This is a genomic window from Cellvibrio fibrivorans (genome assembly GCF_031457055.1).
GTDB classification, from domain to species: domain Bacteria; phylum Pseudomonadota; class Gammaproteobacteria; order Pseudomonadales; family Cellvibrionaceae; genus Cellvibrio; species Cellvibrio fibrivorans.
On the sequence record NZ_JAVDVX010000012.1, the window covers coordinates 43,725 to 55,548 of the forward strand.

The 11,824-nt window shown below is 54.8% G+C and carries 4 protein-coding genes; 2 read left to right on the plus strand and 2 right to left on the minus strand.

Annotation, left to right across the window (positions count from 1 at the left end; all coding sequences use genetic code 11):
* Nucleotides 1-127: 127 nt before the first annotated feature.
* Together J2X05_RS20695 and J2X05_RS20700 are read right to left on the minus strand one after the other, a co-directional pair.
* The gene (locus J2X05_RS20695; RefSeq protein WP_310076268.1) at nucleotides 128-8,998 is read right to left on the minus strand and encodes a glycoside hydrolase family 94 protein; all 8,871 of its coding nucleotides are present in this window, start codon (nucleotides 8,996-8,998) and stop codon (nucleotides 128-130) included.
* A gap of 89 nt (nucleotides 8,999-9,087) precedes the next feature.
* On the minus strand, nucleotides 9,088-9,315 hold the full coding sequence (locus J2X05_RS20700) for a hypothetical protein (protein ID WP_310076270.1): 228 nt from the start codon (nucleotides 9,313-9,315) through the stop codon (nucleotides 9,088-9,090).
* Nucleotides 9,316-9,542: 227 nt separating this feature from the next.
* Between J2X05_RS20700 and J2X05_RS20705 the strand changes: the two genes are divergently transcribed.
* Together J2X05_RS20705 and J2X05_RS20710 are read left to right on the plus strand one after the other, a co-directional pair.
* Nucleotides 9,543-10,592 (plus strand): hypothetical protein, encoded by a 1,050-nt coding sequence (locus J2X05_RS20705; RefSeq protein ID WP_310076271.1) that lies wholly within the window; start codon nucleotides 9,543-9,545, stop codon nucleotides 10,590-10,592.
* Nucleotides 10,593-11,221: 629 nt separating this feature from the next.
* The gene (locus J2X05_RS20710) at nucleotides 11,222-11,617 is read left to right on the plus strand and encodes a hypothetical protein (protein ID WP_310076274.1); all 396 of its coding nucleotides are present in this window, start codon (nucleotides 11,222-11,224) and stop codon (nucleotides 11,615-11,617) included.
* The last annotated feature ends 207 nt before the right edge of the window (nucleotides 11,618-11,824 follow it).

Genomic DNA, 11,824 nt, shown 5'->3' on the forward strand with positions numbered 1-11,824 from the left:
ACAAAACATCACCCAATACAGGAAAGATGCATGAGATTAATGCGATAGGCCGTTGATGTCAGTGCGCTGACGTACGGAGATGATTTTGGCGATAAAGGGTGAGAATAAATAAAGCGGATCGCATTATTTAACCTGAACCGAGTCTCACCTCCACTCGTCGCTCCCTCCCATCTTCTACCAACGGAATTCCCGTACCTTCCAATGCGACACCATCAAGCAGGATTTTGCTTTCACCCCCATCACGCTGAATGATTTCAATACGATAAACCGTATTACCAAACCGATAATCCAGGCTGTAACCCGGCCAGTCTTTTGGTAAGCAGGGTTTAATGTGCAGCTCCGTACCTTGGCGAGTGATGCCGAGCAGGGATTCCACCATCAGACGATACAACCAACCCGCCGAGCCGGTGTACCAACTCCAGCCGCCGCGCCCGGTATGGGGGGCGATGGCGTAGACGTCGGCAGCGACGACATAGGGTTCGGCTTTGTAAAGCGCGACCGCAGCGGCACTGTTGCCATGGTTTACAGGGTTGATGATGTTGAACAACTCCCAGGCGCGCTGGCTATCGCCCAATTCGGCGAAGGCCATGGTTGCCCAGATGGCGGCGTGGGTGTATTGACCGCCGTTTTCGCGCACGCCCGGTACATAACCTTTGATATAGCCGGGGTTCATGGCGGATTTATCGAACGGCGGATCGAGCAGTTGGATAATGCCCTGATCGCGGCGCACCAAATGCTTGTCGAGCGAGGCCATGGCTTGGCGCGCGCGCATGGGATCGCCCGCCCCTGAAAGCACCGACCAGCTCTGGGCAATGGAATCGATACGGCACTCATCGTTAACCGCTGAACCTAGAGCGACACCATCGTCGAACCAGGCGCGGCGGAACCAGGCGCCGTCCCAAGCGTATTGGTCGATATTGTGTTGCAACAGTTTTGCCTCGTGCATACAGCGATCAGCAAAGACCAGATCGTGGCGTTGATGCGCGATCTTGGCGAAGGCGAGCAGCACTTTGTAGAGCATAAAACCGAGCCAGACGCTCTCGCCTTTGCCGTGGATGCCGACCAGATTCATGCCGTCATTCCAATCGCCCGAGCCCATCAGCGGCATGCCGCGCTCGCCAAAGCGCAGACCGTGTTCGATGGCGCGCTGGCAATGTTGATAGAGGCTACCGGTGTCGGTGCTCTGCCCCGGCAAGTCGTAGTAGGACTCTTCATCCTCATTGAGCAAACGCCCGGTGAGGTAATGCAATTGTTCGTCGAGTACACCGGTATCGCCAGTGTTTTGCACGTAGTGGCAAGTCACCAACGGCAGCCAGAGGTAGTCGTCCGAACAGCGGGTGCGCACGCCGCGCCCTTGAGGAGGATGCCACCAATGTTGCACATCGCCTTCGTGATATTGGCGCTGGGCGGCGCGCAATAATTGCGCGCGCATCATGCCCGGTTGAGTGTGGGCGAGAGCCATAGTGTCTTGCAATTGATCACGATACCCGTAGGCGCCGCCGGATTGGTAATAACCGCTGCGCGCCCAGAGGCGACAGGCTAATGTCTGGTAGAGCAGCCAACCGTTGGCGAGCACATTGAAGGCAGGATCAGGGGTTTTGACTTGCACAGCACCGAGGGTGCGCGTCCAGTATTCGTGCACTTTAGCGAGCGCGGCGCGAGCCGAACCCAGATGACGCATCCGCTGTGCCAACGCGCGAGCCTGTTCGATATCCTGCCCCGCGCCGAGGCGGAAAATAATCTCGCGCGACTCTCCCTCGCCCAATTCAAACGGTACCTGGATGGCGCCGCAGGGATCCAACCCTGCGCCTAAACGCCCTGAAAGCCGCGCACGCGTGAGCGCATCCGGGTTGCCGAGCGAACCGTTGCGACCGAGGAATTCGGTGCGGTCGCCGGTTAAGGTGCGGGAGTTGTCGTCCACATCAAAAAAGCAGGCGCGCCCGCCAAATTCGCTGTTGTAGGCATTGCGGGCAAAGAGTGCGCCACTCGCAGAATCGATTTCAGTCACCGTATGCAACGCGGATTTGGTGCGCAAGTCGCCCAATACCCACTCCACGTATCCCGTTGCAGATAAGCGCCTCCTGCGGCCGGATAGGTTAGTGACTTTGAGTACGGAGAATTTGACCGACTCTTCCAAATCGACATAGACCCAGAGTTGCGAGCAGACATCATCTTCCGTGTGTTCAAACACGCTGTAGCCAAATCCGTGGCGCGTCACATAGGGCGCATGGCCACGTTTGGGCAAAGGCGTGGGCGACCAGAAATGGCCGGTGTCTTCATCGCGCAGGTAAATCGCTTCGCCACCGGAGCTGCCCACGGGATCATCGCACCAGGGCGTCAACCGATATTCATGCGCATTTTCGCTCCAGGTATAGGCGAGGCCGCTCTCTGAAATCACGGTACCAAAGTTAGGGTTGGCGATAACGTTGACCCAAGGCAGCGGTGTCACTTGCGCTTGGGTAGTGGTAATGATGTATTCACGGCCGTCGGCGGTAAAACCGCCGAGCGGATTGGTAAGGATCAAATCCGCACGCGGAGCGATTTGTTGGGGACGGTTAGCCTCAACCGCCGGTTTGCGATTCGGCACCAAGCGCGCAACTTTCTTCTCTGCCAACCCTTTCCAATTGACCTGCTCCGCCAAACTGCCATTGGCACCGTCGATAATCGCCCGCGCCACAGATTGCAGCAGGATGCGGTCTTCATGGGAAATCTGTTCCGCCGAGCGCACAAAAATACCGCCGGGGCGGTCAATCGCATGGCTTTCGCTGCCAGTGGCGATCAAACCCATAATCTGGTCCTGCAGGCGCTGGCGGTAGCCGATGTGGTCTTCATTCCAGATCACCAGATCGACCGACAAGCCTTTCAATCGCCAGTAGGCGTGGCATTGGATCAACTGCCGCGCCAGCTCGATGTGTTCACTGGTGGCGATTTTTAACAACACGATGGGCAGGTCACCGGAGATGGCATAGCCCCACAAACCTGACTGCCCGCGCCGGTTCTGGACCAACACACTCGCCTCGGCCCGCAGGGCGGAGTGAGCGTAGAGCACGGCGCTGGCCAAGCGGCGATAAATCTGTGCATCGGCCTCGCTGGCGTTGATCTGGCGGAGTGTGACACCGCTATGAGTCGCGGCAAGGTCAAACACCCGATCGGCCAAATGGCGATCCTGATAACGGCCGACCAGGGTCATGCAAGACTCGCGGTTGTCGGCAGTGCCACTCACCAGATCGAGCGTCGCCACCTGCCCGGCTTCCAGAGTTATGCGGCAGCGAATGGCAACAATCGGGTCCAGCACCGAGCCTTGGCTACCTGAGAGTTCACCGCCATCGGTAACGGCTTGCGGCGCCATCAAGGTGCGGCCGCGGCCGGTAAAGCGCAACCGGTCAGTCTCGTAAGAAAACTGATCCACTGGACTGCCATTCGGTGAGAGCAGATGAAACATCCAGGGCGTATGCTCACCCACGGAACGCGGGCGACGGGTGCAAAGTAACGCACGTCGCTCGGGCAGCATTTCCGTCTGCACAAACAAATTGCCAAAGGCGGTTTGGGTCGCATCGGCCGCCGGTAACGCCAGCACCACTTCGGCATAGCTGGTGAGTTCCAGGGTGCGGGTGCGCGACGAACGGTTGGTGATGCGCAGGCGGCGCAGTTCGATGTCGTCCTCGGGGGAGACGACCAATTCGGTATAGGTTTCGATGTCGTGGTCGCGACGGCGGAATTCGGCGCGGCCTTCCGAGAACATCGCCTCGTAGTTGTCAGCGCGCTTGAGTGTGGGTTGATGGCTTGCCGACCAGAACTCGCTGGTGGTGGTATCGCGCAGGTAAACAAACATGCCCCAATTGTCGCGTGTGGCATCTTCGCGCCAACGGGTCACCGCCAGATCTTTCCAGCGGCTGTAACCACCACCGGCGTTGGTGACCATCACCTGGTAGCGGCCGTTGGATAACAACTGGACTTCCGGCGTGGGGGTATCCGCCTCCAAAGGCGCGTAGGTGGCGGTTTCGACCTGATCAAATAGGGCGGCGCCATCGGCATGGTCAGCCACATGGGTGTGCAGTACCGATGCTTTGGGTATGCGCTCCTGCAACAACAGCAAGGTCGCCTGTAACAGCGGGTCAGCTTCAAACCGGCGCTGCATGGGGCGATCCAACAACAGATAGGCGAGCGCCAGGAGACTCATGCCCTGGTGGTGAACCATAAACGAGCGCACACAGGCGCTGGTCTGGCCACGCGCCAAGCGCGAGGGGGTGTAATCCACCGCTTCATAAAACCCGAAGCGCCCTTCCACGCCATTGCCGGCGAGCCATTCCAGATTTTCGCAGGCTGCTTCGGGCGCGACCATCAAGGCCATCACCGAGGCATAAGGGGAGATAACCGTATCTTCCGCCAAGCCGCGTTTGAAGCCCAAACCGGGTACACCAAAGGCGTGATACTGGTAATTCAAGCTGGCATCAAAGGTGTGATAACCGGATTCCGAGATCCCCCAGGGCAGATTGCGCTGCTTGCCATAGGCGATCTGGCGGCCAACGGCGGCGCGACAGGTTTGGTCAAGCAAGGTGCCGTCGTAACTGGGCATCACCAGCATCGGCATCAGGTACTCAAACATGGAGCCGCTCCAGGACATCAACACTGGCTCGCCCTCCGCCATGGTGCGCAACCGCCCCAAAGCAAACCAACTCTCTTGCGGTACCTGGCCCTGGGCGATAGCGACGAAATTACACAGACGCGCCTCCGAGGCGAGCAGGTCGTAAAAGCTGTTGTCGCGGCGATAATCGTCGAGGTTGTAACCTACGGCGATGAGGTGGCGGGTGCGGTCGTACAGGAAGTCGTACTCCATCGCCGCAAACTCATTGGCCTGTGCGGCCAGCTCCATACAGGTGGCGATGCGCTCATTGGCACGCTGGCTGGCAGTGACTATCAAGCCGCGCAATTCGAGCAACCATTCCCGTTCGGCCACCGTACCGGGCCGCAACAATTGTGCATCCAATAGCGGCACCAGCCCCAGGTTGTAGGTAGTCAACAGGCGCAGGCTGGGAATCCGGTTCAAGTCGATCCCGGGGGTGAAATGCGCGAGGGTGGCCACAAACCCACCCAGTGCAGGTGGCGGGGCGCGCAGCCCTAACCAGGGAGCAAAAAATAATAATTCATCGAGCGCGGAGCGGCTCTGTTGGGCAAGTGCTGCCCCCCAGGTTTTAGCTTCATGGGCAAGCCCCACATGATCAATCACCGGAGCGCCGAGCATATCGTTCAGAAGCGCTCCGCTCACCGCCAGTTTGACGTTAGGCTGCACGGCTAGATAGGCATTGATACTCACTGCCGCGTTCATAACCCCTTCCAGGCAATGCAAGAGCGCCGGCAAATTGTTGATACGCTCGGCGTGGGTGTGAGCACAAGCAGAATTCAACAAGCTGCGCAGACGGATGATCGCCGCCTCTACCACATGCGGCAGATCGTCCAGCATATGCGCAAACTGCAAACTATCGGTGAGCACCGCGAGGGTATCGGCCAAGCCATGGAAGACACGTTCGTGGGGAATCGTCTGATCAGGCAGCGCCACTAACCCGGCGCGCAGGGTGAGCAGATGCCCGGCGAGGTTGCCGCTGTCCACTGCCGAAATGTAGCGCGGTGGCAATGGCCGTAAGGTGAGCGTGTCGTACCAATTAAAAAAATGGCCGCGATGGCGCTGCAGCTTGCCCATACTGCCAAAGGTATTGGCCGTGCGTTCGAGCAACACGTTGGCGGAGATAAAACCAAAATCGTAAGCCGATAGATTGCCCAGCAGCGCCAGCCCGATATTCGTTGGCGAGGTGCGATGCGCAATCACCGGGCCGGGATTTTCCTGAAAGTTATCGGGCGGTAACCAATTGTCTTCAGCCACCACAAAACGTTCAAAATAAGCCCAGGTTTTACGGGCGATTTTGCGCAAAAACTGCGTCTGCTGCCCGGATAAACTCGCCTCTTTCCGCTCCAGCGGCAGACCTAGCCACCACACACTGAAGGGTGCGATAAACCACAACACCAACAGCGGCGCTGCGCTGGGCAAGGCGGTGGGTTGCAATATCACCAGCGCAGCAGTTACCGCCAGAGCAATCGCCGGCGCCGACCACAGCAGGTCCCAACTCGCCAGCAAACTGCCCTTGGTTTTGCGTTCCTGCTCAGCCGAAGCACACCACTCCAGCAGCAATCCCGGTGCACACCACAAGCGCCACAGGCTGCGCAGAATCGCCGTCAAACTAAAACAGGCTTCATGGGGCAAACAGCTAATACGGAACAGCGCCTGCAGAAAATGGCGCCGCGCATTGGCAAATACGGCGGCCAAATGTTCCGCCAGAAATATCTCGCGCGGCTTGCGCAGTACATCGACCAGGGTGACCAGCATCGGTGGCAGCAGGATGATACCCAGTGCAGCAAGCGTCCAAAGTTCGGGGGCGGGCAACAGTGTCCAACCGATCAACAGCAGCAACAGCAATGCCACGGGTGCAAGGCTGCGCAGCATATTGTCGGCGATTTTCCAGCGCGACAAAGCCGACAGCGGATTCGCCAGCCGCTGGCCATTGGCGCCCGGTACGCGCGGCCACAACCAACTGGCAATTTGCCAATCGCCGCGCATCCAGCGCTCGCGCCGAGCGACATCCAACTCGTAGCGAGCGGGCGAATCTTCGTAGAGATGAACATCGCTCAGTAAGCCCGCGCGCGCATAACAGCCCTCGAGTAAATCGTGACTCAGGATGCGGTTGTCAGGGAAACGCCCACCGAGCACTTGTTCGAAGGCGTCCAGATCATAAATGCCCTTGCCGATAAACGAGCCTTCGCCAAACACATCCTGATACACATCCGATACCGAGCGGGTGTAAGGATCAATCCCCGCTTCGCCACCGTAGAGTTGCACATAGCGCGAGCAATTGGCGGCCGATAGCGTCGCCGCCATACGCGGCTGCAAGATGCCGTAACCACGGCGGATTACATGATGTTCAGGGTCGTATACCGGGCGATTCAGCGGGTGCGCCATAGTGCCGACACACTGGCGGGCAGCATCGCGCGGTAGCTGGGTATCTGTATCCAGCGTGATCACGTAGCGCAGTTTGGGCAGCGCTGTTATATCGCCAACAATCAGTGAAAATGCCGCTGAATGGCCACACCCTTCGCGCAACAGCTGGTTTAAATCAGCGAGCTTGCCGCGTTTGCGTTCATAACCCATCCAGCGTTTGACGGTAGGGTTCCACAGGCGCGGGCGATGGAAAAGGAAGAAGCGATTGCTGGCACTGCTGGATGGATAGGCTTTGTTGAGCCGCTCAATACCTGTGCGCGCGCGCGCTAACAATGGCTCATCAGCCGGTAAGGTTTCACTGTCCGCATCACCAAAATCGGTGAGCAAACCAAAATATAACTGCTCATCGCGGTTGCCCAGGAAGCGCACTTCCAGCGCCTCCAACAAGTCATCGATACCCTGGGTGCTGGTGAGCAGCGTTGGCACCACCACAAGTGTCGCCAATTCTTCGGGAATACCTTGCACAAAATCCAGGCGCGGCAAACGCTTGGGTTTTACCACCAAGGTAACTACCCAATTGACCAGCGCCGAGGCGAGTGAGGTTGAAGCGATCAAGGCGAGCAAGGTCAAAACACCTAGCTGCCAATTGCTAATGTTGTAACTCTGCGCCACCAGGAAAAATCCGGCTGTCGTGAGCAATACCAGTGACACTATTGCCCCAAGATACAGGGGCAAACGCACATGGGAACAACCGCGCCGGAATCGCTCTGCCAGTGGTAAACGCACCGCAACCGCGCGCTCCAATTGCGGCAAACCGCGATCAACCAGGTAGTAACCAACATGGCGCGTATGCGCGTCAGGTGTATCGCCCGCATGCTGCGCCAGTTCGATCGCCACGCGCGCAATACCCGCTTCAGAAATTTTGCTGCGCTTGGCAAGCCGGTCGATCACATGGCGATATTCATCGCGCGTCGCAAAATCCATGCGGCGATAAATGCCGTCCCTGTCCTCCAACAAAATCTGCTCGACGATGCTCATGGTTTCCACAAACACGCGCCAATCGTAAGCACCTAAAAACCGCAAACTGCCAATACTGTTGCTAATCGACACTTGATCAACCGCCTGCTGCTGGGTTTCCGCCTGCACCATTTGCTCAATGGTCAAACTCTCCTCCGCCAAGCGCTGTTCAATCCAGGTCAGCGGCAACGCGAGTGCGGGGCCATGCCCTTGCAAACGGCGCACTAATTCAGCGATAAACGCACTCACCATCGGCGGGTTAGAACGCGCCATATCGGCAATCACCACAATCAGATTTTTCGGGTCGCTCTCGGCCACTTCCACCATCTGGCTCGCCCATTCGCGCGCTTGATTCAAATAGCTGCGCGCATGGGTAATACGCAAACTCACACGGCGCAAATTTTCAATCAGTGCGAGGCGCAACATGATCGGAATTGCCCAGAGTTCACCCAGTGTTAGTGGTGTGACGGTTTGATAAGCCGCAACAAAACGGCTGAGGATTTCAGCATCGATGCGGCCATCACCATGGGCGATAGCAGCGAGCGCCAAATCGTAAACGCGCGGCAACCCGGCAGATCGCCCGGCGCTTAAACGCGGCAATTCACGGCTGTAATTTTTGGGGAAATGGCGCTTGGCTGTGCGGATTTGTTCTTCAATCATGTAAAAGTTGTCGAGCAACCATTCACCCGCTGGCGCGATGCGCGAACGCGCTTTTACTGCAGCCGCGAGCAACTCGCAGCCGCTAATCAACACCTGCTCGTTTTCATCCAAGCGCGTCAGCAAACGGTCGCGCGTGCGCGCCTTACTCAGGCTGTGCTCACTCGCCAGCACTTTGCCGAAATGTTCCATCTGGTCGGCACTGAATAACTCCGCGCGCAGTGGATTGAGATCTTCCGGTCGCTGTGCGCGCCGGTCGTACACCCGGCCGCGCCAGGAACTGATACCCGAAGTGAAAAAGCGGGACAAGGTTTTACCCCAGTTTGCGTTCTGCATAATTAAAGCCTTGGGGGAAGATGGTTCTACCAAGCTTGGGCAATTCGCGGGGGGCTGTCTGTTCGTTAGCGAGCTTTGGCTTTTACATACTAGTGATATAGACGCTCTATGCGACGCAACTGCACACGGACATGATTTTTATTCGGTTCATTGCGATGACTGTGATGAGATTTTTTTTCGTCATCATCATAGCTTTGTGAATCCTGCGCATATTTATGCACACGGGCATCAGATCGACGCGGTTGCGCGCCTAATTCATGGAAAGATTTTTCACTCTGAACATAATTGTTTTTATTGCTATGGGTATCTCTTTTCATTTCTCAGTCCACCTGTGAATTTACTGACTATTATTAAGCATTAATAAATAATTCAGAAAAAGTGTGCGCCAGAAAACAGATCGCACGCGCAAACAATAAGGTGGGAATTTACAAAGATCAGTGCGCTAACCCGCATAAGCAAAACAATGGGAGAGTGTGTGTTTTCGTACAGACATGAACAGTGCCAGTTTATATGTTAGCGATTCACAAACTGATGGGAGCTTGAAATGGAAACACAATTTGCACAACGCCCGGACAATAATTACCGCGAAGGCATCATTAGTACTCAGCCAGAAAATAACAGCGCCGTTGCATGGTGTGCTGTGTTTGCCGGTGCAGTCGCTTCTGCGGCCTTATCGTTAATTTTATTATTACTCGGCACCGGTTTTGGATTAACGCTGGTGTCCCCCTGGTCGAGCGAAGGAATTAGCAGCACGAGTTTTGGTGTGTCGAGTATTGTTGGTATCACCTTGATATCGGTAGCCGCATCAGCGCTTGGCGGTTATCTCGCTGGCCGATTAAGAACCCGCTGGCTCAACACTCATAACGACGAAGTCTATTTTCGCGATACAGCACACGGATTTTTATCTTGGGCAGTAGCCACACTCGGTACCGCCGCCTTACTCACTTCCGTCATTAGCGGCATCATGGGCAGCGGTGTTAAGGCGGGTGCAGCAGTAGCTGGTGGCGCAGCGACGGCGGCCACCAGTGCGATTGCAAGTGGCACGGCGGCAGCGCTGGCTTCAGATAACAGTGAAGGCGATACCACCTTGCCATACCTGTTGGACACACTGCTGCGCAAAGATCCAAACACTGCTGCAGATACTTCCCCGCAACAGCCGGTCACTTCACCCGACCCTGTCGATGGTGCCCCCGCGACCGAACCAGCACCAGCACCAGCACCAGCACCAGCACCACAAGCAAATGAAAATACCACTGCTGCAGAAAACGATGCAGCCAAAGGCGAACTCATGCGTATTTTTGTTCACGCAGTAGCAACTGATTCGCTGCCACAAAACGATGTGGAATACGCGGGGCAACTTGTGGCACAAGTAACTGGCACAGATCAACAAACCGCTGAAAAACGCGTCGCAGACAGCTTCAACACATTAAGAGAAAAATTAGACGAAGCTGAAACCGCCGCACTCGCTGCCGCTGACAAAGCACGTGAAGTAACAGCCTATACATCGCTGTGGTTATTTATTTCATTATTAAGTGGTGCGTTTATCGCGAGCTTAATGGCCATATACGGCGGACGCCAACGCGATCTTAATTAACAATATTTTTTCTTAAGGAGAAAAATATGCGCTCAATACTCTTGTACTTTCTCGGCATCCCAATTCCTATCATTATCCTTATCGCCATACTCTTGTAATTAAAAAAAATAGCCCGGAGGCAATTCGCTTCCGGGATTTTTTATTGCCACCCGAAATTTTTCTCAAGATCAAACTACTCCTACCTCCAGCTCTCCCACTCGCTCACATGCTTCAGATAAGCCTAACAACTTGGCTCCGCGCTTAATGCCAGCTGGCAAGCTTTGAATCGCTTACTGCGCAGACCCTTCGCGTGGGGAATATGTAATGGGCGGTAATTACATCGGTAGCGGAGATCTGTTATTTAGCTCACCTACCCTTCGATGCTCATTTACGTTCTTTACCATGCTCAAAAGCACTACCAAGATAAAAACTAATCCTTTATAGTCAACGGCTTAGCGTGTTGACCAGGGTAAATACCTTGCCCCCACAAGGTAAATAATGCGCATGCCCGTTTTTCACCAGTCGTTGTTTGACGCAACCGAGCTGAATTTTTATTTAAATCAGTTGCTTAGGCAGATTTTTTATAAAAATCAGAAATGAGAAAACGCGCATGCGCGGTATACAAATGTTATAAAAAGGTGATCTTATCCATGAAGGGAATTTCAGTGTTCGCAAAAATGTCGGCCTCAGTATTGATTACCCTGCTAATTTTGACGGTGCTAATAATGTTTGCAGGAACGGGCATATATATTGCTGCCTTTATTTCTGTCGGTGGTTTTATAATGTTCGGGGTGTCTGGCTTGGTCTTTTGGTTCGCCGTAAATTGCGGCCTAAATAAAATCACCAAATACAATTCTGTATCTGTATTTATATCTGCAATAGTCGCATCATTATTAAGTGGTTTTACCTTTGAATTCGTAAGGGCTAATTTTTTAGTATATGAATTCAAAGATGTATTTTCTACTAAGCTTTTAATAATGCCAATTGCAATACTTAGTGCACTAATCTATGTATTACTGTTTTCAACCAAAAGGCCGCCAGCCTAGTTAAAAAATTTATAACAATGCATTGCACCTGACGCATTGTAAGTAGCGCTTATGCAATATCGCTACGCTGAGTTTATCGCAACGCGCTACTTACAATCCGCAGGTGAACGCAACGTTGTAAGGTAATATTTTAGTGTTGTTATCGCACTTGGTTAGTGTTGTGGAGAAAAGCGTTTGCAGTTTCTATTACATTACCTGCCGTCCGGT

Coding starts and splice junctions, on each gene's coding strand:
- J2X05_RS20700 (WP_310076270.1), bottom strand. CDS start 9,315: ATGAAAAGAGATACCCATAGCAATAAAAACAATTATGTTCAGAGTGAA.
- J2X05_RS20695 (WP_310076268.1), bottom strand. CDS start 8,998: ATGCAGAACGCAAACTGGGGTAAAACCTTGTCCCGCTTTTTCACTTCG.
- J2X05_RS20710 (WP_310076274.1), top strand. CDS start 11,222: ATGAAGGGAATTTCAGTGTTCGCAAAAATGTCGGCCTCAGTATTGATT.
- J2X05_RS20705 (WP_310076271.1), top strand. CDS start 9,543: ATGGAAACACAATTTGCACAACGCCCGGACAATAATTACCGCGAAGGC.